The sequence below is a fragment of the Paenibacillus sp. GCM10027626 genome (assembly GCF_042676285.1).
GTDB lineage: Bacteria > Bacillota > Bacilli > Paenibacillales > Paenibacillaceae > Paenibacillus_Z.
In genome coordinates this window covers 241,371-265,133 of record NZ_JBHTHC010000011.1, presented here as the reverse complement: position 1 = coordinate 265,133, position 23,763 = coordinate 241,371, and the positions used below count along the sequence as shown (strand labels likewise).

The window sequence follows — 23,763 nt, the reverse complement described above, 5'->3', positions numbered from 1 at the left end:
GAGGAGGCCGCCGATGAATAAGGATTTGGTGGTAAGTAGATCAATGGTTTCACAGAGTCCTGGTTCCGGGTTGCGGAGGAAACTGGAAAGGAAATGGAAGGCTGTAAAAAAGAATAAGACCGCATATTTGTTTGCAGCCCCGTATATGATTTTGTTCTTTATGTTTACGGCATTGCCGGTTATCGTCTCGATTGGCCTAGGTTTTTTCTCGTTTAATTTGCTGGAAGCGCCAATTTTTGTCGGTATGGACAACTATATCAGACTGTTTCTAGAGGATGAAGTTTTTATAAAAGCGATCGGCAATACGTTTCTGCTGGCTGTTATGGTCGGACCGATCGGCTATCTGATGTGCCTTTTGTTCGCATGGCTGATCAATGAACTGCCCAAGTCGCTGCGCACGATTTTGACACTGATTTTCTATGCGCCATCGATATCAGGCAATATATATCTGGTGTGGGGAATTTTTTTTAACAAGGATGCTTACGGTTATGCCAACGCGATTTTGTTGAAATATAACATTATTTCCTCACCAATTCTGTGGTTTGAAAATCCGGAGTATATGATGACTTTAGTTGTAATCGTCGCATTGTGGACGAGCGTGGGTACAAGCTTTTTGTCTTTTATTGCAGGGCTTCAGGGCATTGATCGCACGTTGTATGAAGCTGCGGCGATGGATGGCGTTCGCAATCGATGGCAGGAGTTGTGGTATGTCACCTTGCCTTCGATGAAGCCGCAGCTCATGTTCGGAGCGGTTATGAGCATTACGGGCGCCTTTGGTACCGGTGGAATTGTAACCGCCCTTTGCGGGATGCCCAGCACGAATTATGCCGCTCATACGATTGTCAATCATCTTGAAGATTATGGAACGATTCGTTATGAAATGGGGTACGCCTCGGCGATCGCGACTATTTTGTTTGTTATTATGATCGGCACCAACAAGCTTGTTCAGAAGATGTTGTCAAAGGTAGGTGAGTAATGTGCTTCCGATTAAGCTTTACAGAAGCAAAAGTGGCATTAAACGGTCTTTTTTTGCCGATTTTGGCATTTATCTGTTTTTGCTGCTGTTCGGAATTTTCATGATGCTGCCGATGGTGTATGCAATTTCCAATGCGTTTAAGCCGCTGGAGGAAATCTGGTATTTCCCTCCGCGCTTTCTGGTCATAAACCCAACATTGGAAAACTTCCGGGAATTAATGATTGTGATGAGCGATTCTTGGGTTCCTTTCACCAGATATGCGTTCAATACATTTTTTATTACGGTAGTTGGCACCGTCGGACATGTCATTATCGCTTCCATGTGTGCCTATGTTCTGTCGAAGCACAAATTCCCCGGCCAGGGCATCATGTTCAGCGTCGTTGTCCTGTCGCTGATGTTTAGTGGCGCGGTGACCCAAATTCCGAACTTTATGATCATTGCTTCCCTGGGCTGGATCGATTCCTATAAAGCGCTCATTATTCCCGCATTTGCTTCGTCGCTTGGTTTGTACTTAATGAAACAATTTATGGATCAGATGATCCCGGATGCTGTCCTGGAATCGGCACGAATGGACGGTGCGAGCGAATGGCATATTTTCTGGAAGGTGGCTATGCCGATGGTCAAGCCGGCGTGGCTGACGCTCATTATTTTTTCCATGCAAGGACTGTGGGGAATCGGGGCCAACCACTTTATCCAGAGTGAAGAGCTCAAGACGCTGAACTATGCTCTTTCCCAAATACTGGCAGGTGGTATTGCCCGAACGGGGACTGGCTCAGCGGCAGCGGTAATGATGATGATCGTGCCAATCATTGTATTCGTCATCTCCCAGTCGAAAATCATTGAGACCATGTCTGCATCAGGCATGAAAGAATAGGCTGGAAGGGGAAAAACGAATGGTCAGGAAAAAGTGGCTTGCATTCATCGCCGCCCTACTATTATTATGCATGCTCGGCATAGATTCAGCCTCCGCAATGGTTCCGTATAAAACCTATTTCTATGACTACGAAGGCAATTATTTCGTTTCACCGGATGCGTTTGTACCAGAACAAGTGCTGAGCGCCAAAGAGATGGGGCTAAGCGGCGGGGGGCTCAAGCAGCCGGCGGATCTTGTTGTAGACGATAGCGGCCGCGTATATATTGCAGACCAAGGCGGGAACCGGGTGCTGTTGCTGGATAAGCAGTATCGTCTGCTGCGTGAATTTAAATCATTTGTGCGGGAGGATGGCGTGACGAAGGACGAGTTTAATGGCCCGTCGGGCATTTTCGTCACAAAGGAAGGATTGCTGTATGTCGCAGACTCCAAAAATGCCCGAATCGTTGTGCTTCGACTGGACGGAAGTCTGGAAACCATATTGGAAGCGCCGGATTCGGAGGTTTTTCCCGCGGGTTTCATCTATGAGCCGTCCGCACTGGGGGTCGACCCTGCCGGAAGAATTTACGTCGTCTCGAAAAGCACCAATATGGGCGTGATCAGTCTGACTGCAGATGGAGAATTTGCCGGTTTTATCGGGGCGGAGAAGGTGACGCCGAAAGTGGCTGACTTGTTCTGGAGACTGATTACGACCAGAGAGCAAAAAAGTCGTACCGCCAAAAACGTGCCGGTGGAGTACAACAATATTACAATCGACGAGCTTGGGTTTCTCTATGTGACAAGCAGTGCGCAGGATGGGAGAGAGCAGTGGAACGCGATCCGTAACCGGGACAAGACAAGCCGCCACGCTCCAGTCAAACGTTTGAACAATCTGGGCATTGATGTACTCATGCGCAATGGGGCCTTCCCCCCGGCGGGAGACGTTCAGATTGGCAAAGGCGTTTCCCGTTTTATTGATGTGGCGCTGGCTGCCGATGGGGTCTACAGCGCGCTTGATGCGGCGCAAAATAAAATATTCACCTATGATGATCAGGGTAACCTGCTTTATGTCTTCGGCGGCTCCGGCAGCCAGAACGGAGTTTTTCAAAGCGTTGTCTCCCTCGCCTACCAGGACACCAGGCTGCTGGTGCTCGATAAGGAGTCCGGCAAGCTTACGGTGTTCAGAAGAACGGACTATGGCGACAATATCGCTGCAGCGATTCAAGCGCGCAAGCAGCGCGATTACGATGCTTCGATCGCCGCCTGGGAGAAAGTGCTGCAGCAAAACCCGGCTTTCGAGATGGCTTATTCCGGTGTTGCCCAATCCAATATGCGCAAAGCAGAGTATCAGCAAGCAATGAAGCATTACAAGCTGGCAAACGATTGGGAGCATTATTTTAAAGCCTTCGCCGAATACCGCAAAGAGATGATCGGCAAATTTATTTTGCTGCTGCCGATTGCGGCGTGTGTTATCGTGTGGCTGATCGTACGTTTCTTCAAATATGTGAAAAAAGTCAACAGCTCAGGATGGAGCGAGCAGGGGAGAAGGAGCCTTCGGGATGAATTGCTGTACGCCTTTCATGTCATGTTCCATCCCTTCGACGGATTCTGGGATTTGAAGCATGAGAAGCGCGGCAGCATGCGCGCTGCGCTGCTGATCGTCCTGGCGGTCTTGGCGGCAGATGTGTTCAGGCGATTGGCTGGAGGGTATATTCTGTTCCCGACCGACTGGCGGATGCTTGAGCTCCAGGACACGATACTTAGTGTACTCATTCCATTGCTTTTGTGGTGCTGCGTCAACTGGGGATTGACCACGCTGATGGATGGAGAAGGCAGCCTGAAGGATATTTTTATAACTTCGGCCTATTCCTTAATGCCAATCGTTATGCTGAGCGTGCCTATTACGATTGTCAGCAATGTGCTGGTTACGCAGGAGCAGCAGTTTATCACGTTCTTGACAACGCTGTCTTACGGCTGGTCGCTTGGCCTTATTTTTGTCGGCGTTATGGTTACGAATGATTACACTCCTTTCAAAAATGTCTACACATCCTTTTTTTCGGTTATAGGCATGGGCTTTGTCGCCTTCCTTTCCGTCATGTTCATCAACATTTTGCAAAATATGAACAGCTTTATTACGACGATTATCAATGAGATTACTTTCCGGCTATAACACGGATCATGCAGCTTGGAAGATGGGAGGTTGACGGGATGAAGAGAAGAAGAATATTCGGTATATTCGGCGTTGCCGTCCTGCTGCTGGTCTGCGGCACTGTCTTTGCGCGATGGAGTCCGGCAGGCGGCATGCCGGTTACAGCCGCAGAGAAGGGAGCAGCGGAGCCGTCCGCAGAGCCGGTTTCGGCAGCAGCTCCGACGTTAAAGCTTCGTCAGCCAGAGGAAGGCGCAGGGCTCAGCGCCGCCGCGGAAAATGAGCGTCTCCGTCTCTATTTTGATAATAATACGGGAGGGGCGGCCATCGAGGACAAGGCGACAGGCAGCCTGTTTTATACGAACCCGGCGGAGGCGCTCACGGATGCGAAGGCGAGCGATGCAATGAAGCAGGAATTAATGTCGCAAATCAAGCTGGTCTACAATGTGAAGGGCAAAGAAGGCGAGTTCGAGATGAACAGCTATGCCCAGGCGATGAAGCTGAATCAATTAAGCTGGGCGCCGCTTGATGATGGCCTTCGGGTCGAAATGGTGCTGGGCAGAGAAGAGCAGCGGGTACTGCTGCCTCAGCAAATTACGAAGGAGACCTTCGATAAGGAGATTTTGGCAACGGTTGCCGAGCGGGACAAGAAGCGTCTGCTGGCCTTTTATATTCTATACAAGCACGACGAGCTTAACGGGGCGAAAGGAAAGGATCTTCTTGCCAAATATCCGATTTTGAAGGATGAGGATATTTACGTCTTGAAGACCGCGATTACTGACCGCGACAAGCGTGTGCTGGAAGATTACGTCAAGAAAGCCGGGTTTACGTATGAGAAGCTGGAAGAGGCCTACGAACGGGTCGGTTATGATGCCAGCGAAGCGGTGTTTCCCTATTTTCGCATTAAGCTGGACTATCGGCTGCAAGGCGACAGCCTGACGGTTACGGTTCATAACCGGGACATCGAATACGATAAAGAACGGTTTCGTCTTGTCAGGCTCACAGTGCTGAACTATTTTGGCGCAGGAAAGACAGGGGAGGAAGGATATCTGTTCCTGCCTGACGGTTCCGGTACGGTTATCCATTTCAACAACGATTCAAGCAAAAATACGCTGCTGACTACAGGCAAGCTGTACGGACCTGATTATGCGCTTAGTCAGAAGGCGAGAGGCAGCTTCAAGCAGGAATTCCGCACACCGGTGTTTGGCGTTAAACGCGGGGACAGCGCACTATTTGCAGTCATTGAGGAAGGGGATGCCGTAGCGGAGATTAATGGCATGATGGGGGATATCAATCATTCGTGGAACACCGCATTCGCCAGTTTTCTGATCCGCAGCAAGGACTCGTTTATCGCCGACAATGCCTTCGAGCAAGCTCCCTGGGTACTTTATGAGAATAAAGAGTACAGCGGCAATATTGCTATGCGCTATTTCTTTCTGACCGGGGAGCGGGCCAATTATGGAGGCATGGCCGCCGCTTACCGGGAATATCTCATCCGGCAGGGCGTGCTCAGGCGCGTGGAACCCAAGGAGGATATACCGTTTTATCTGGAAACGATGGGCGCCGTCGATACGATGGTGCGCAGGCTGGGCATACCGGTTCAGGCCAAAGCGGCGATTACTTCGTTCGATGAAGCCGGGGAGATGCTGGAGAGGCTGAGCGGGGATGGCGTCCGCAATATTAAACTGCGTTACACAGGCTGGTATAATGGCGGTTTCCTTCATACGGCGCCATCAAGGATGAAGGTGGAGGGAGTGCTTGGGGGTGCAAAAGGGCTGATGCGGCTCAAGGACAAAGCAGCGGCGGCGGGAGCGCAAATATACCCTGATGTGGATTTCACCACCGTCTCGGCTAAAAAAGCGTTCGACGGCTTCAAGCCTCAAAAAGACGGCATACGGACTTTATTTCAAAAAGTCGGCTACAAAAGCACGCTGAACTTGGCCACGCAGGAAGTTGAAAGCTATGAGTGGGCAATCGATCCCTTACGAATGCTTGACTACTACCGCCAATTTACAGCAGATTACGACACGCTGCGCTTAAACGCTATTTCGCTGGCAAGCTTGGGGACGACGCTCAATTCGAACTTCAAGCATAACCGCGAGGTGAACCGGGGGCAGGCGCAAATTCTGGCTGCCGATGTGCTCGCACAGGCTGCGGAATCCTATGATGACGTAATGGCCGATGGCGGTAACGCCTATATATTCCCAGCTGTTGGCCATATTTTGCATCTTCCTGATACGGACAGTTCATTTGCTATTGCCGACCGGCAGGTGCCGTTTATTCAGATGGCGCTGCATGGGTATATACAATATGCAAGCGAACCGCTCAATCTTGCCAGTGAGCTGCGCCCGGCCCTACTGAAGGCGCTGGAATACGGTAGCAGTGTATACTTCAAGTTGAATTACGGCGACAGCAGTTTACTGAAAGATGCCTTTTTATATGATGAAGTGTTTGCTTCCCGATTTGCCGATTGGGAGAAGCAGGCTGCGGAGATTTATGCAGAATTAAATGCTGCACTGCGCGATGTGCAAAATGAAGCGATTGTTGATCACCGGCAGGTGCAGGAGATGGTATACAAGACGACCTATGAGCATGGCAAGGCCATTATCGTTAACTACAGCGATCAAAAAATCCAGGTGGAGGGGATCGTAGTGAATCCAGTTGATTATGCGGTCATCCTTCCTTGATCCGGGAGGAAGGAGCCAGATATGATGAAATGGCCTGCTTTATTGAACAGGCGGACGCGCAAACCGCTAACTGTGACGCAAAAGCGAAATTTGATGGGATGGATATTCGTTAGTCCGTTCATACTGGGATTTCTCGTGCTATTTTTAGGTATCTTTATCGATTCGTTGCGCTTCAGCTTCATGGAAGTCCATGTGCTCTCCCAGGGCGGCTATGCTACTAAATTTGTAGGCCTGGACAATTATCATCAAATATTGCGGATCGATCCGTACTTTAACCGTCAGCTCTACGGTGCCGTGCAAAATATGCTGTTTGATATTCCGGTTATTGTGATGTACAGCCTGTTTATTGCCGTGCTGCTCAATCAGAAAATGAAGGGGCGGGCCATCTTCAGGGCAATTTTCTTTGTGCCGGTTATTTTGGCTACAGGCATTATCGACAAGGCCGATTTGAGAAACTCCATTATGAACGCCTATCAAAGCATTCCAGGGGTCGACACCGGCATCGCGCTAGCGAATGAATCGGCGAACGGACTGTTCAGTACGCTGCAATTAAAAAAGTATATGTTTCAGATGTTTGATTTCAGCCCGGCACTGGTCAATATTACGGTGGGTGCTGCCGAAAATATTTATAATGTCGTCAATCATTCGGGCGTGCAGATTTTGATTTTTTTGGCCGGTTTGCAGGCGATTTCGTCCTCTATCTATGAATCGGCGAAAATTGAAGGCTGTTCAGGCTGGGAAAGCTTCTGGAAGATTACGTTCCCGCTCATCAGCCCGCTTATTTTGGTGAACATCATCTACTCCGTGATCGATTCGTTCACTGGAAGCAAGAACCAGATTATGGACCGGATAACAGCGGCGATGAAGCTGGGCGAATACGGAACGGCTTCAGCGATGGCCTGGATTTACTTTGCAGTCGCCGCTGCCTTTCTTGCCATAATCGTTTTGCTCGTCAGTCGATTTGTATTCTATCAAAACAAGGAGGGATAGAGGTGAGTGCGATGCAGACGATGAGAGCCGCTGCAGTGAAAGGCGGGGGACTGCTTGCCGACAGATTGAAGTACAAATATTTCAAGTTATTTTATCTCGCCGGCTTGCTGTGGAGCGTGCTGCGGTATTTGCTACTGATTGGGCTGGCCTTCCTCATCTTGTATCCGTTGCTTGTCAAGCTTTCGAACAGCTTTATGAGCGCGCAGGATTTGATTGATGGAACGGTGCGTTTTATCCCGAGAGAAGCGACGTGGTTCAACTATGAAACTGTAATTGAATATACCTCGTTCTTGAAAGCACTGCTCAATACCTTGGGCATTTCTGTTATGAGCGGCGTCTTGCAAATGTTTGTCTGTACGATGGTCGGCTACGGCTTGGCGCGCTTCAAGTTCAAGGGGCAGGGCCTTGTGTTTACGCTGGTCGTGCTAACCATATTAATCCCGCCGCAAACCTATATGATCTCGCTGTATATGAAGTTCAGCTTCTTTGATATTTTCGGGCTGCTGTCGCTGACTGGCGTCGAAAGCATCCGGCTGCTCGATTCGATCTGGCCGATGGCGATTCTTTCTCTTATCGGTTTTGGTTTCAAAAATGGTCTTTACATTCTGATCATGCGGCAATATTTCAAGGGCATTCCGAAGGAGTTGGAGGAAGCGGCGTATGTGGACGGATCGGGCCTTTTTCGAACCTTTGCCAAAATTATTTTGCCAATCTCGTTTGCGATGATGATTACGATCTTTCTGTTCTCCTTCTCCTGGCAATGGACGGACAGCTTCTATTCCTCCATGTTCTACAGCCAGATCAAGCTGTTGTCCAATACACTGCTTACCGGTTTTGAGGGACTTATGCTGGAGGGGGCGACAGTGGGGCTTAAAAACGGGCAGCCGTTAACGGCAACGCTGACGAACACGATGTCGTTGCTGATTGTTGCTCCGCTGATCATCCTGTACTTGTTTGCCCAGAAGTATTTGGTAGAAGGCATTGAACATAGCGGTATTGTCGGCTAAGAAAAAATTGAAAGGGGAAATCGGAAAATGAAGGGATTGTATCTCGTATTGGCAGGAAGTATTTTCATAGCAGGTTGCGAAAACAATGGGGGCGGCGGGACCGGAAAAAATTTCGATCGTCAGGCAGAATGGGCTGCGCAGATGCTGATCCAAAATTACTGGAATGAGCAAGGAAGGTTTATGAACAACGCATATCCTTATGAAAAAGAACGGGAAGAACATTTGAACTATTGGTGGAAAGCGCATGCCGTAGATGCCATGATGGATGGTTACGAAAGAACAGGCAATGAGGACTACACAGCCAAAGCCGAAGAAATTGTCAAAGGCATTATCAAGCGCAACGGCTCGCTGTTCAATGAGTTTTACGATGATATGGAATGGCTTGGGCTATCGGCATTAAGGCTCTATGATGCGACGGAGAGCGAGACGGTTAAAAATTATGTGCTCAAGCTGTGGGCTGACATCAAGACCGCCTGGTGGGAGGACGAGCTTGGAGGAATGGCTTGGAAAAAAGATCAGCGAGAGAGCAGAAATGCCTGCTCGAACGGGCCCGCAGCCATTTTGGCCGCGCGGCTGTATGAACGGTTCGGCGATGAGGAAGATCTGGAATGGGCCAAAAAAATCTTCGCCTGGCAGAAACAGCATCTGGTTGATCCGGATAATGGGCTTGTATACGATGGCTTGGTGTTGGATGACCAGGGTCGCATCAATGTAAACAAGGATTGGGTATTCACTTACAATCTAGGTACGTATATTGGCGCAGGAGTGGAATTGTATACCATTACACAGGAGAACAATTATCTGGAGGATGCGAAAAAAACAGCCGCGGCGGCGCTCGACTATCATATCCGTAAAGAAAATGGCCTGTTTAAAGAAAACGGCACTGGCGACGGGGGATTGTTCAAAGGGATTCTAATTCGCTATCTCGTTAATCTGTATGAAATTACAGATCAGAAAGACATTGTTGAGATGATCTATCATAATGCCGAAGTGCTGCTTGCCAACAGCGATGCGCAGGAGACCGGGTTGTTCGGGACGGTATGGAATGAGGCGGCCCAGCAGCCGCTGGACTTGGCGGTACAATTAAGCGGAGTTTTTCTAATGGAAGCTGCAGCCAAAATGGCCAAGCTTGAACGCAGATAATATATCAACTTCTGAGAGCGGCGGAATCATCACAATCTTGATACCGTATTTAGAAAACTGTATAGTTGATATATCAAGATTATAATGATGAGGCGGTTATCTAATGGATATTCCTTTATATGAGCAAATTTTCAATCATATCTACGAAAAGATCAGTAAAGGCGAACTAAAGAAAGGGGATCGGGTACCGTCAGAGAAGGAGCTGGCAGATCATTTTAACGTTAGCCGCATTACATCCAAGAAGGCTTTGGAAATGCTCTCCCGATCCAAGCTTATTGAGCGGATTCAGGGAAAGGGCTCTTTTGTAGCGGATGACGCAGCAGCGGGACTGCAGCAGGCTAGCCCGCTTAATCCGCTTGAGAGCACAGAAGCAAAGCAGAGAATGGCATGGCGGACAATCGGCGTTATTATACCGGATTTCGGAGATGCGTTCGGCGCTGAACTGATTCGAGGGATTGAAGAGCATTGTTCGTTGAACGGCTGTGGAATGATGATGAAACTGACCTATGATAATCGTGAAGAAGAAGAGGAGGCAATCCGTTCTTTTATAAAGCTGGGGATTGACGGGATAATTGTGTTTCCTGGTCACGGGGAGCATTACAATTCCGAACTGCTTAGACTTGTGCTGGACGGTTTCCCGATCGTTCTTGTCGACCGGTATTTAAAAGGCATCGCCGCGATGGCGGTATTTACGGACAACCGCAAGGCAGCATTCGATGCTACCAGTGTCTTGCTTAAGCAGGGTGTGCGGCAGATCGGTTTCCTGTCATCCCCTGCGGATAATACCACGGCTATTGAAGACCGCTTGATTGGGTTTAACGATGCATGTGCGGAGTGGGGATGCACGCCAAAGCCGGAACATATTATGACAAACCTTTTCAGTACGCTGCCCCAATCTTTTGAGTCTGTTAATGTGGATAAGGATTTGGAGACAGTGAGAATATTTTTAGAACGAAACGCCGAGCTGAAAGCGTTTGTCGTTTCGGAATACAATCTTAGTCTTCTGTTGCAGGAAGTGCTTGTCTCCAGCGGAAAGAAAATCCCTGAAGACTATCAGATCGTCTGCTTCGATTCTCCCGGCCAGCATTTCGGACAATATTTGTTTACCCATGTACGGCAAGACGAGCGCGAAATCGGCCGAAAAGCAGCTGAATTGGTGTTGGGTGGACGTAATGCGGAAGATACACAATTAAATCATATTATTCCTCATAAAATTCTGCTTGGCAGATCAACACTTTAGTCAGACCTGAGTTCCATCATAGACTCGTCCTCTTAGCGAAAGCATAAGCAGGACGAGTTTTTCACGCCTAGAGAGCATCTCATCACGAAAATCACTGTACCAAAATTTGAATCGGGCAATGTGTCAATTTTGCTTCGGTGTTCCCCCCGCCATCTCAAGAAAAAACAAATCAAATTGAAAGAAAACCAATCGCAGTCATATTACAGAACCTTTCAAAGGCTTCTATAATAGAAGACAAAGGAGGTGTCGACGATTTACGCCAGGATCTACAAATACCGTTGGCAGTACGGGATGATTTTACCAGCAGTCGTCCTGCTGTTCCTATTCAACTACGTTCCGATGGTCGGAATTGTAACCGCATTCAAGGATTTTCATATCGGGCTTACGTTGTGGAATGCGCCATGGATCGGATTCGACAATTTCTGGTTTTTGCAGGACCCGCAATTCCTTATCGTCGTCCGCAATACGCTATATATTTCCGTACTCAAGTTTTTGTTCGGATTTCCGGCGCCTATCTTGCTTGCGATTCTGATAAACGAAATAGGAAACGGAAAGTTCAAGCGTTTCGTGCAGTCGGTCAGCTACTTGCCCCATTTTTTCTCCTGGATTGTCGTAGCTTATATTCTGCAATCGATGCTTACAATCGACGGAGGACTCGTGAATCAATTAATTACGGATTTGGGTGGAGGGGAGCCTATATTTTTCCTCGGTTCGGTCGAGTGGTTTCGGCCGATGGCAGTAGCCAGCGGGTTATGGAAAGAGATCGGCTGGAATTCCATCCTGTATCTTGCGGCGATCACGACAATCGATCCGCAGCTTTATGAAGCCGCCAAAATGGAGGGGGCAGGGAGATGGGCCCGTATACGCCATATTACGTATCCAGGCATATTGCCGACGATATCGATCGTTCTTATCCTCAATGTCCCTGGACTGATCAATGCCGGTATGGATCAAATCTATCCGCTGATGAACGCGGCTAATCAGCCTGTCTCCGACGTACTGGACACCTATATGCTTAGAACTGGACTGCAACAGGGTTATTTCGGCATGGCGACGGCGATCGGTCTGATTTCGTCCATCGTCAGTCTTGGATTGGTCCTGCTGACCAATCAAATGTCCAGAAAAATAAATGGCGAAGGATTATGGTGATCGATGGAACGAATGAAGGCTATAGGGCTATTCCCTATATTCAATACCGTCTTAATGCTCTTGTTGTGCTTTTCCGTCCTTTATCCGTTCGCCTACATGCTGGCCGTTTCGCTCAACGAAGGTACGGATGCGGCAAAAGGCGGCGTATATTTATGGCCGCGGGCGTTTACGTTCTATAATTATGAGGTAGTGTTGGGCAATGACATCATCCGGCGCGCATACCTTATCACGATCGCCCGCACGGTATTGGGGACAATAGGAGGACTGGCGGTGACGCTGCTGGCAGCATATGCACTGTCCTACCGGTTGCTTCCCGGGCGGAAATGGTTGCTGGGCTACGTCTTGTTTACGATGCTGTTTAACGGCGGGCTTATTCCTTTTTATATCCAGATCTACAATATGGGATTGGTCAATAGCTTTTGGGTGTATATCATTCCCTTCCTGTTCTCTGCTTGGAATATGTTCGTCATGATGAAATTCATTCAAGGCGTGCCGGAGGCGTTGATTGAGTCGGCGGAAATAGACGGCGCGAACCCTGTTCGCGTACTATGGCAGATCATTATTCCGCTGTCCTTGCCGATGCTCGCGGCGATTGGTCTGTTTACGGCCGTCTGGCACTGGAATGACTGGTTTGCCGGTGCTTTCTATGTCAGCAAACAGGAACTGGTTCCCGTCCAGACTTTTTTGCAGCAACTGCTTAATGCACAGGATATATCGCAAATCATGGGACAAAACGACAGCACGCGCGGAACCGAGCGGCTCGCGCAAACCCGGAACGTAACATTGATGTCTATCAAGATGGCAACAGTGATGGTAAGCGCGATTCCAATTCTTTGTGTGTATCCCTTCTTGCAGAAGTTTTTCGTCAAAGGCGTGCTGATCGGTTCGGTCAAGGGATGAGTCCCACGAAAGCGAGATTATTTATTAGGCAATAATCAGTCAAAGAACAAATGGGGGAGATGCACAAATGTATAAGAAAAAATGGAGAAGCAGTTATGTTATGGCAATGATTTTGTCTGCTATGCTTATTCTGTTTGCAGGCTGCTCAAGTAACAAAGAACAGGCGAATCCTGAAGCATCCGACAACTTAAGCGGGGCAAGCGATACTGCCGACACCGGCTCAAAAGAGTTCAAACTCTGGATCGGATGGACGACGGCCGTTAATAACGATAGCCTTGTACAGCAGTACTGGAGAGTTAAAGAACCCGGCATCAAGGTGACGATGGAATCGCTGCAGGGTGATGCGCTGACAGCGCTGAACTTGAAGCTCAACACCGGCGGCTTCGAAGATGCGGCATTTTTTGGCCGGAAAGAAACGATAAAGACGGCAATGATCAAATCGGGTACGATCCAGTCCTTGGAGCAGTATTTCGAAATGCCGGACAAATATCCGAATCTGGCGGCGATTCCGAAAGTGTACCTGGATCAAATGAAGGATGCGGAGGGACATATCTGGTCGATTCCGGTAGACTTCGATCAGGATCCGGACAATCCATGGACAGGCTGGGCTTCTCAGGGCTGGTATGTCCGGACTGACGTGCTCGAGAAAGCGGGCATGACAATCGAAGACTTGAGTACACTCGAGGGCATTGAGACTTATTTGAGAAAAGCGAAAATGCAGCAGGATTCCTCTGGTAAACCGCTGCTGCCGCTTGGTATGTCGCTTACGAACAACAACGAGAGCGTCATACTAAGCACGTTCGGAGTCAAGACGGCAAGCGGAAGCGGCGTCGTTCCTGTTCAGAAAAAGGACGATGGCTTTATGCTCTGGCTGGACGATCCGCAATTCAAAGCAGCTTATCAATGGATGAACAGTATGTACCGCGAAGGCTTGCTTGATCCTGAAGTAACCGTCGACAAAAGCGAACGTTACAAAGAGAAGAATAAGTCCGGCCGGTATGCAATCAACGCCACGAGCTTCTGGAACATGGGCCCAAGTCTGTGGGAATCTTTAGACGGCCCGACGGAGCCAGGCTGGTTCTATCAGGTCATCCCGTTTCCTAAAGTGCAGGGAGTGCAGAAGATTGGCATCAATACAATCGTTAACCCGTTTCCGGCGGAAGATATTTATATCAGCAAAAATACCAAAAACCTGGAGGCCATCCTGGAATTTTTCGATTATGCGCTGCAGCAGAAAGAGGAAATGCAACTGGTCATTACCGAAGGGCCTCCCGGTTTGTACTGGGACTGGATCGATCAACCGCTTGGCAAATGGAAATTCATCGATGAGAAATATAAAGAAGCGCGCAACTCCGGCAATGAAGCGGTTCAGCGTACAATGAGTCCGGAGTTGGGAGGTTTGGCGTCTTATGGGAAATGGCAGCCTTGGTGGACGTTAGGTGATTATGAGCACGCGGGCTTCCCTAAAACTGCAGAATTCTCGCAAGCAATCGGACAGATGGGCGGCGTAGAAAAAATTCACGACTACGACATGGTATTGGCCAAGTCGGGCGGGCTGTGGGAAAAATACAAGCCTGAACTGGACAATCTGCTCGACGAATACCGGGCGAAATTAATCATGTCCACGGATGACAAGCAGTTCGAAGCAAATTGGAATGATTTTTTAACCGCTATTGAAAAACGCGGCCATTGGAGCGAGCTAAAGCAGGAATGGTTGGACGAGTACCAGATCATGAGCAAGTGATAAGGCGAGTTCTAATCAGGCAAGCTAGAGCAATCCCCTCCCGGGGGTTGCTTTATTTTCCTTTTTCGGGTGATTGATCGTGCTATACTTGAGGCGGAAGGAGAGATGAGTCTTGCGTTTGCAGCTGGAAAAAATCATCATAAGGTTTACCCGTAAAATGAACCTGCGGTTAAAGATGTTGTTTCTTTACGGTATCATCGTACTCGTGCCTACCGTGCTGCTCGGGATCGGCGCGGGTTACATAACCCTAGATAATGTTCGGAATAACTATATGGTAACCATTGAAGAGGCCGTCCGCCAAACGGCACAGAACATCGAATTCCGCAAAGTAAGCTACGATCTCCTCGCCACTCGCACGGCCAACGACGGGGAGCTTATTTCCCGCTTGGTCAGAACTTACGCCAATATGTATGAGCAGTGGGAATCTATCCGCTATATCGACCGTTCCTTTCTGTCCACCAGCAAATATTTGCCGGGCATTATCGATTTCAGGATTTACCATAACAACGAAACATTGACGCAGGATGGACTGCTGCTGTGGAAACCGGAGGAGCAGCGTTCTTTGCTGGGGGAGAGCGAAGTTTCGTGGTACTCTCGCACTTTCAACGCGCCGGATTCCATGATGTGGACTCATGCGGTTCATGAACCGCGGCAGTTGGCGATTACAAGGAAAATCATGAACGCATACGGCAACATTTCCGGCATTGTCTATATGTTGCTGGACTACCGTCAGGTTTTCGGCGAGCTTTTGCAGCAGCCATTCAAAGGCTCTGGCAGTCTGTATATCCTGGACAGAGATCGGCAAATTATCGCGTCCTCCAATCCTCGATGGATCGGAGGCAGCCTGAATGACTCGGATTTGAACGGATTGTGGGGCGGCACGAATGACGCCTACAGCGAGATGACGGACGGTAAACTTGTTATCGGCAAACCGATCGACTCCGGATGGTATGTGATTGCGCTTATCCAATTGAATGAAATGGAGCGGCAGTCCGAATTTTTCTTGTACGGCATTATCGGCATAACAGCACTGTTCCTGATGCTATCGACTTTTCTATTGATGACGGTTATGAAAAACGTCGTCTGGCGGATTCGAAAGCTTGGCAGCCGGATGAACGATATTTCGCACGGCGAGTTTTCTGTCACTGTAAAAAAACGAGACGCGGACGAGCTCGGAGAACTTGAAAATCATTTTAATCACATGGCCGGCAGACTGGGAAAGCTCGTGGAGGATATTACAGCCGCCAATCTAAAGGAAAAGGAGCAGTCATTCAAAGCGCTGCAGGCGCAAATCAACCCCCACTTCATTTATAACTCGCTGAGTCTGATTCGGTGGAGAGCGATGGATATGAAGGATGAAACGCAAATTCGAACCATTGATGCACTGACGACCTTTTACCGGTTGGCGCTTGATAACAGAGTGAATGTAATCAGAATCGGTGATGAAATTGAACACGTCAAAGCTTATCTGGCTATTCAAGAACAACGTTACCCGGGGCGAGTTCGCGTCGAATGGAACATCGACCGCTCGGTTCTGATGTATTATACAATCAAAATGTTTTTGCAACCCATCGTAGAAAATTGCTATCTTCACGGAAACATTACAAGCAAGAAAGATGCTTTGATCCTTATTTCGATTATACAAGCGGAAGACTGCGTTCGCTTCGAAATCTGCGATAACGGAAAGGGGATAGCCCCAGCGTTGTTGGCACAAATACGGGAAGGAAACCCGATCGGCAAAGGTAATGGCTTTGGTATGGCCAACATCCGGGAGCGCCTGCTATTATATTTTGGAAGCTCTAGCAGCTTCATGATTGATAGCGTTGACACGGCGTGGACGCGGGTAACGATCGAAATCCCGGCATGCCTGGATAAGCCGAGCATTCAGCCGAACAACCGGAAGGAGGAGCAAGCATGTTAAATGTCATGATCGTGGATGACGAAACGACTCATATTCAAGGTTTAATACGCCATATTCGCTGGCGAGAGCTTGGGTACGAGCCTCCGATTACGGCAGAGTCCGGCGAGGAGGCATTAGCCGTGCTGGAGCATACGCCCATCGACGTGCTTATTTCGGACGTATCGATGCCGGGAATGACAGGCATTGAGCTCGTTGCCCGGTTCAAGGCGCATAATCCGCATATTCAGTCACTGATGATCAGCGGCTACAACGAGTTCGATTTTGTTCAGGACGCCATGCATGCGGGCGCACTGGCCTATGTGTTGAAACCGCTTAAGACGGAAGAGGTGGAAGATAAACTGACTGCTTTCCGTGCAACGTTGGACCGGAATGGGCAGATGACTGCCCAGATGGAAGCATTGCATGCGAAGGTGTCAGACAGTGTTGAGCTGGTAAAGGAACGGTTCGCTGCCGATCTGCTCGAGGGAACAACCGGCGACAGCGGTACGGTTGCCTCATGGAGAAGGCTGCTTGATCTCCCCGAAGCCGATCATGGAGTGCGTGTAATTATTCTAGGATTGGAGCTTGCGCCGGGCAGAGCGCATGAAGCCGAGACATATGCAGCTTCAAGACTGGAATTCCACCTCGCGGTACGTGCCCTTATGAACGATTGCGCCGATTTGTACGTGGCGAGGGCGGGAGACGGTCGGGCGGCAGCCGTCCAATTGAATCCTGCACCGGAAACTGCGTCGTTGCTGGAAAATCGGCTGTGCTTATTCCGCCGCGCCGCAAAGGCACAATTTGGCATCTCAGTCACAATCTGCGGCAGTCGGAGAGGCAGTTCATGGTTTGAGGCGCACAAGCTTTACAAGGAAGCGAAGCTCGCGGCAACAAAGGTCCGGTTGTCCGGAGAAGAGAACCGGCAACAGCATAAAGATTGGCTGGATCAGTCTAACGATCAAGATATCCGTCTCCGTGGAAAACTGATTCCGGAAATCGTTCAACTAACGGAGATTGGGGAGATGACCCAAGCTGCCGATTTGTTGAACGATGTATTTGATTCCATTATACCCCAGGAACATGACGCACTTTCCGAAGTATTATCTTTCGGCATAGAGCTGCTTATCGAGCTTACACGCAGGCAGCAGGCGGGCGGAGCTAGTGACGGCAACGGCCAAATGCGGCTGTGGCGTCAACTGCTGGCCTGCCGGAGTGCGAACGAAGCCAAGGCCGTTATAGTTGCACATTTGGCCGTTTTCGCCCCGCCTTGGCAAGGGGATCGGGCCCATCGCCCTCATCAACTTATCTTGAAGATTGCCCGTTTCATCGAAACGAATCTGCACGAGAGCCTGACGGTTAAACAGATTGCCGATCTGCATTACATGAATGCCAGCTATCTGAGCGTGCTCTTTAAAAAAGAAACGGGGCAGACCATATCCGATTTTGTCCAGACGATGCGGATGGACAAGGCCAAGGAGCTGTTGCAGGACCCGAGCATCAAAATTTACGAAGTAGCGGAACAAATCGGTTTTCAGAATACGGCGTATTTCACTCATCTTTTCAAAAAGCTCGTTGGCTGCACACCGAAAAATTACCGGGATTATTACGCTTAACGATGTGTATCCGCTGCCTACCGATAGTTGATAAAATTGCGAATCGCGCGAAAGAAGAGCAGCAGCATGAGAATGAACACGACAAAAATAACCGGTTAATAGATGATCGATGCCCGACACGGCCAGCACTTATAAACACGATTGCCGAATAGCGTTCCTGATAAGAGATACAGCCGCGGGCAAACATTTTGGCGAATAGCGGGGTTAAGGCCAAATAGGCAGCAACAATGGCCGCGAAACTGACTTTGCATATTGTCGACCCGCGGGGCAAGCCATTCTTCTTGATGTAAATTAGTGGAAAAAAGTTTATTTGTTCTTCAAAATAGGGGGTGTCCCTGCGATGAAGCTTCCCAGTGCCAGGAGAATATGGGCGAGTTGGCTCACGTTGTACTATGGCATTTCCTTCAAGCGGCGGATCAATGTCGCTTTTTCGTTGTTGATTGCATTGGCTGTCGGCGTTGTCGGGACATCGTCCTACTATATTGCAGCACAGGAATTGCAGCGCAATGCCTTTGCTTCCAGCCAGGAGACGATGAACAAGACGAGACAAATACTGGATGACAAGCTATACAGTGTCTCTAAAGCGGTTCGTTCCATTATGTTTAGCGATGCCTTTAATTTACTGATGCAGGATGTGCAGAGCAACAATATTGCCGATTACTATGTTCATTTATCCGAGCTGCAGTATGTATTCTCCCAGGTAACATTCAATGAGCCGCTCATCGAGAGCATATTGATTGCAACACCGATCGGGGATTTTTATCCTGTTTGGCAGCGCCGAGCGCCGAATCAATCGTTTTATGAATCGAATTTGTATTATTTGGCCAAGGAAAACTATGGCGGCTTCTGGCTTAGCGGACATACCGATGTATTTTTTACGGGGGAACGGCGTGTGCTCAGCTTCGTTACTAAAGGGACGCAGGACAGCTTCTCCAATACGAACGTTTATTTTATCGTCAATGTCAGTGAAAGCGGTCTTATCGGGATTATTAACCAACATTCGCCGCACAATGATTATAACTATTTTATTATCGATTCAGACGGAGAAGAGGTTATGCGTACCAGCTGGCCGATCCGGCATAGTTTGCGCAAGGATGAAGCCTTCCTCGGCAGCATTTCTGCCAAGGAGAGCAGCTACTTCTTTCATACGTTTGACGATACTGAATATTTGGTCAACTATGCGCGCTCTATAATCGAGAAGAACTGGCTGTTGTTCGGCATCCAGTCCAAGGATAAGCTGCTGGAGCAGATGAAAGCGGTTCAGCGTGCGACGGGGATCATTATGCTGCTGTTTCTCATTGCAGCCTGGCTGCTGTCGAATAAGCTGACAAGAGTGCTGCTGCAGCCGCTGTACCGTCTTCAGCGCCTTATGCGCGAGGTGGAGGACAACCGGCTGTCGGTACGATTCGAGAGCAAGTCGCAGGACGAGGTGGCGCAGGTAGGCTTTCAGTTCAACCGGATGCTGGATGAAATTACAAGGCTGATTCAAGATGTAAAAGCCGGAGAAGCGGGCAAACGCGAAGCGGAGATGCGTGCGCTCACTGCGCAGATGGAGCCGCATTTTTTGTACAATACACTGAATACGATCTACTGCAAGTCGGAGATGGGCGAGAATGAGGAAGCGAGCAAGATGATTATGGCGCTGTCACAAATGTTCCAGCTGGGCTTGAGCGGCGGCAAGGATTGGAACACGCTGGAGGATGAATTATTGCATGTGGAGCAGTATTGTACGATACAAAATATGTGCTACGAAAGGCTATTTACTTACAGCAAAATGATCGGCGATCCGGAGCTGCTGACGTATTACGTGCCGAAAATTTTACTGCAGCCGCTTGTAGAGAACAGCATTCAGCACGGCTTTCGGGACCGGGGCAGCGGGGGGCAAATCCGGTTGGAAGTCCGGCATGATGAAGGCAAGCTGCATATTCTTATTGAGGACAATGGGGCAGGGATGGATGTAGAGCAGGTGCGGGAGAGGATGAAGCGGCCAGGCCATGCGGCGTCGAGGAAGGGCTTTGCGCTGTATAGTATTGCGAACCGCTTGAATTTGTATTATGGGGACGAAGCGCGGCTGGAGCTGTTCAGTCTGGCGGAAGGCGGAGCCAGAATAGAATTATGGATTCCGATGAGAAGGGGAGAGGTGCAGTGGCATGGCTGATGAAATCGTAAAGCTATGTGTAATTGACGATATCCGCAGTGTGGTAGATATGATCTCGCGTAAGCCGTCATGGGCGGAACACGGCATACAGATGGCCGGGACGGCGCTTGACGGCGAGGAGGGGGTTCGGATGGTGCGGGAGGTAAAGCCGGATATTGTGCTTACAGATATCCGCATGCCCAAGATGGACGGCATTGAAATGACGAGGCAAATATTAAGCATAGCACCAATGACGAAAATCATTATATTGAGTGCGTATACCGATTTTTCATACACCAAGCAGGCGATCAGGCTTGGGGCTTTTGACTTCGTCAAAAAGCCGTTTTCTGTTGGAGAAATTGTAGGCACAGTGCTGAAGGCGAAGGAGGCTTTTTTACAATCCAAGGAGGAGCGGGACAGGCTGCAAGAGCTGGAAATGAGGCAGAGACAAAGCCTGCCCGTGCTGCAGCAGGAACACTTAACGCTGCTTGTCCATCATCCTCATAACGGCACGGGGATTGTAGCGCAGTGGGAGCAGCTTGCTATCGGATTGGAGCCGGACAGCTTTAATGTGTTCGTTGCTGAATTTGATCACTTCATGGAAAAGTACAAGCTGCGTCCTGCCTGGGAAGTGGAGCTGATGCGTTTCAGCTTGCGGAATGTGCTGGAGGAAACGGTGACGTTATGGACAAAAGGTGTTATTTTCCGCGAGTCGGCCAACCAATTTGTCTGCATTATGAATTGTGCGGATGATCATGAGGCGGTAGCGATATCGGAGGCGTGTAGAGTAAATGTGCAGCGCTATACTCATTCTACCGTTTCGATTGGAGTCGGGCGATGCGTCCGGCAGGTGTCCGAACTGCCTGATGCATACCAGAAAGCCGTCAGCGCCCTGTCGTATCACTTTTTTACAGAGGGCAACAGCGTTGCCAAATACTCGGAAGCGCTAGGAGACGGCAAGCGCAGCGGCATGATGCCGAATTATTCGGCAGCGACCGAGCAGGAATTTCTTTTCGCCTTGAAGTCCGGCAATAACGGAAAATGCCGACTTATCCTTGAGCAAATTTTCAATGACTTGATGCAAAGAGTTCCCCTTCCTGAGCCTCGCCATGTCGAGCATCTGTGCTTCGAGCTGTCGGCGAAAATTTGCCGTACGATGCTTGAGCTATTTGGGGAACAGAGGGTCAGGGAGTTGGAACAGCGCTGGATCGGCAACAGCAAGCGTGAACATGCTACCTTCCTGGAGATGCAGAGGGTGGTGCTTGGATTGTGTGAGGAGGGGTGCAGCTGGATTGGACAGGAGCGCTCCGATGAATCCTCGAAGCTGATCTATGCAGCCAGAGACTATATTTGCACTAACTTACACCACAATTTGTCCCTTGAACATTGCGCCGGCAAGTTTAATTTGAGTCAAGGCTATTTTTCCAATTTGTTTAAAAAGGTGCTGGGTATTTCTTTTCAGCAATTTGTTATGCATCAGCGGATGGAGCGGGCAAAGCATATGTTGATTGAGGGCTATCAGGTACAAGAAATTGCGCAGTCGCTAGGATATGAGCACAGGCGTTACTTCAGCGAGGTATTTAAGAAGCACACCAATATGACACCGTCCGAGTTCAAAATTTATAGCACGGGGATTGCGGATCTGCCAATTGATTTGGATTAGGGCAGCGCAGCCTATTTGCGACTTCGGAAACTGCGGCTGTTGGAGTTTTTTGCAGAAAAAAGTATAAGATATCTGCCCTTTTTGTGTGGTTTGCCGCATTATGCGATTGTTGGGCGATGTTTATAATTAAAAAATAAGATCGATGAAAGTTATCTCATAAAAGGGGGAACACGTTAGCATGAGAAAAAAGCTGCTTTTAACGGCGATGAGTTTGACGCTGGCTGCCGGCCTTGCGGCTTGCGGCGGAGGAAATGACGGACAACACACGGCTCCCGGGAACGAAGGAGGGGACAACAAGGCAACGGCAGGCACGAAAACAAAAATCAGCTATTGGACTGGCGACCGGCATGATTCGGAATACATTAAACAAATAGTGGATGAGTTTAATGCTGCGAATACCGACAATATTGAAGTCGAGCTGTCCATTAAAGGCGATGACTTTGATCAGGCGCTGGATATGTCCTTCCAAACCTCGGAGGCTCCCGATGTTATCCGCGTGAAAGAAAATACGATACAAACTTTTTATAAAAAAGGCTATTTGGCGCCGATCGATGAGTTTCTTGACGATGAAATAAAAGCGAAATTTCAAGAAATGCCGGATTTGAACAGCTTCGACGGTAAACGCTACAGCCTTCCGAACTTCGGCACCACGATGCGGCTGGTGTACAACAAGGAGTTGTTTGCCAAGGCGGGTATCGAGGCTCCGCCAACGACTTTGGCAGAGATGGTGGACATCGCCAAAAAATTGACGGAAGCGGGCAAGGATAGCGGAGCATACGGCTTTGCGCTCAACTTTAAAAACCCGGCCAGCGCATTTGGCCGTTCCGCCCGCGTTATTGCCGAAGTAAGCGGCTATGGCGGATTCGGTTATGATTTCAAGACTGCGCAATACGATTTTAGCGGGTTCAAGCCGATTATAGAGACCTTCAAGCAAATTAAGGATGACGGCAGCATGCTGCCGGGCGTCGAGTCGCTGGACATCGATCCGCTGCGCGCGCAATTTGCCGAGGGGAAAATCGGCATGTACCTGTCCTATTCGGCCGAGCCTGGCGTCTATTCCTCGCAATTCCCGGCCAAGATTGACTGGGCTGCAGCTCCGGCGCCATCGATCGACGGCAATTTCAATGGGGCCTCCGGTCTCCTTGGCGGCCAATGGCTTGCTTTAAGCTCCAAGACTTCCCATAAGGAGGCGGCGTGGAAGTTCATATCTTATATGTATTCCTCGCAAATTCTTCAGCAATATCAAGAAAAAGGCTTTGGCATCTCGATGGTGCCATCCGTGAGCGAGGTTGCAGCGACACCGGATGTTAAGGGGATCGATAGCTTCCTGCCTAATCAATACGACGGCGTATGGCCGGTCTATCCCGTTGTAGCCGTGCAGGGCACAAAATCGGATGACGCGTTCTTCAAGTATATGATTAGCGGTGGCGATCTGGACGCGATCATTCAAGATTTGAATGCACGCTACAATGCTGGACTGGCGGCAGCGGTGAAAAACGGCGAAGTAAAGGCGGAGCCGAACGCTGATTTTGATCCGAAAGCATTAGCGGGACAGTTTGCCAAATAGCATGCGGTTATACGATCGGGGCGGAGAGAGCGCAAAATCTCTCTGCCCCTT

The 23,763-nt window shown here is 49.3% G+C and carries 16 protein-coding genes; all 16 read left to right on the top strand.

All coding sequences use genetic code 11. From position 1 onward, the window contains the following. Positions 1-13 precede the first annotated feature (13 nt). The 16 genes from ACFQ0N_RS21920 (at position 14) to ACFQ0N_RS21845 (ending at position 23,712) form a co-directional block, all read left to right on the top strand. A complete protein-coding gene (locus tag ACFQ0N_RS21920) occupies positions 14-976 on the top strand; it encodes a carbohydrate ABC transporter permease (RefSeq protein ID WP_379330167.1) in 963 nt (320 codons plus the stop codon). Position 977: 1 nt separating this feature from the next. Further along, positions 978-1,850, top strand: coding sequence for a carbohydrate ABC transporter permease (locus tag ACFQ0N_RS21915; RefSeq protein ID WP_379330201.1), 873 nt, complete (start codon positions 978-980; stop codon positions 1,848-1,850). A 19-nt stretch (positions 1,851-1,869) separates the two neighbouring features. Continuing rightward, positions 1,870-3,996, top strand: coding sequence for a YIP1 family protein (locus ACFQ0N_RS21910; RefSeq protein WP_379330165.1), 2,127 nt, complete (start codon positions 1,870-1,872; stop codon positions 3,994-3,996). 38 nt (positions 3,997-4,034) lie between these two features. Continuing rightward, a complete protein-coding gene (locus tag ACFQ0N_RS21905; protein ID WP_379330163.1) occupies positions 4,035-6,659 on the top strand; it encodes a DUF5696 domain-containing protein in 2,625 nt (874 codons plus the stop codon). Between the two features lie 21 nt (positions 6,660-6,680). Further along, the gene (locus ACFQ0N_RS21900; RefSeq protein WP_379330161.1) at positions 6,681-7,649 is read left to right on the top strand and encodes a carbohydrate ABC transporter permease; all 969 of its coding nucleotides are present in this window, start codon (positions 6,681-6,683) and stop codon (positions 7,647-7,649) included. 11 nt (positions 7,650-7,660) lie between these two features. Next, on the top strand, positions 7,661-8,656 hold the full coding sequence (locus ACFQ0N_RS21895; protein ID WP_379330199.1) for a carbohydrate ABC transporter permease: 996 nt from the start codon (positions 7,661-7,663) through the stop codon (positions 8,654-8,656). 27 nt (positions 8,657-8,683) lie between these two features. Beyond that, the gene (locus ACFQ0N_RS21890) at positions 8,684-9,799 is read left to right on the top strand and encodes a glycoside hydrolase family 76 protein (protein WP_379330159.1); all 1,116 of its coding nucleotides are present in this window, start codon (positions 8,684-8,686) and stop codon (positions 9,797-9,799) included. Positions 9,800-9,902: 103 nt separating this feature from the next. After that, the gene (locus ACFQ0N_RS21885) at positions 9,903-11,039 is read left to right on the top strand and encodes a GntR family transcriptional regulator (RefSeq protein WP_379330157.1); all 1,137 of its coding nucleotides are present in this window, start codon (positions 9,903-9,905) and stop codon (positions 11,037-11,039) included. Positions 11,040-11,282: 243 nt separating this feature from the next. Continuing rightward, entirely contained in the window at positions 11,283-12,188 is a 906-nt protein-coding gene (locus tag ACFQ0N_RS21880) for an ABC transporter permease (protein ID WP_379330155.1), read from the top strand. A gap of 3 nt (positions 12,189-12,191) precedes the next feature. Then, positions 12,192-13,088, top strand: a complete 897-nt coding sequence (locus ACFQ0N_RS21875; RefSeq protein ID WP_379330153.1) for a carbohydrate ABC transporter permease — start codon at positions 12,192-12,194, stop codon at positions 13,086-13,088. A 67-nt stretch (positions 13,089-13,155) separates the two neighbouring features. Then, a complete protein-coding gene (locus tag ACFQ0N_RS21870; protein WP_379330151.1) occupies positions 13,156-14,832 on the top strand; it encodes a type 2 periplasmic-binding domain-containing protein in 1,677 nt (558 codons plus the stop codon). 112 nt (positions 14,833-14,944) lie between these two features. After that, positions 14,945-16,753, top strand: coding sequence for a cache domain-containing sensor histidine kinase (locus tag ACFQ0N_RS21865; RefSeq protein ID WP_379330149.1), 1,809 nt, complete (start codon positions 14,945-14,947; stop codon positions 16,751-16,753). Beyond that, positions 16,747-18,345: a response regulator transcription factor gene (locus ACFQ0N_RS21860; RefSeq protein ID WP_379330146.1), complete on the top strand. Its 1,599-nt coding sequence runs from the start codon at positions 16,747-16,749 to the stop codon at positions 18,343-18,345. Before ACFQ0N_RS21865 ends, ACFQ0N_RS21860 begins: the two co-directional genes overlap by 7 nt. Positions 18,346-18,685: 340 nt before the next feature. Continuing rightward, on the top strand, positions 18,686-20,503 hold the full coding sequence (locus ACFQ0N_RS21855) for a cache domain-containing sensor histidine kinase (protein WP_379330144.1): 1,818 nt from the start codon (positions 18,686-18,688) through the stop codon (positions 20,501-20,503). Further along, positions 20,496-22,145 (top strand): response regulator, encoded by a 1,650-nt coding sequence (locus ACFQ0N_RS21850; protein WP_379330142.1) that lies wholly within the window; start codon positions 20,496-20,498, stop codon positions 22,143-22,145. The genes ACFQ0N_RS21855 and ACFQ0N_RS21850 overlap by 8 nt, the downstream gene beginning before the upstream one ends. A 178-nt stretch (positions 22,146-22,323) precedes the next feature. After that, complete coding sequence (locus ACFQ0N_RS21845; protein ID WP_379330140.1) at positions 22,324-23,712, top strand: ABC transporter substrate-binding protein; 1,389 nt, start codon at positions 22,324-22,326, stop codon at positions 23,710-23,712. Positions 23,713-23,763: the final 51 nt, after the last annotated feature.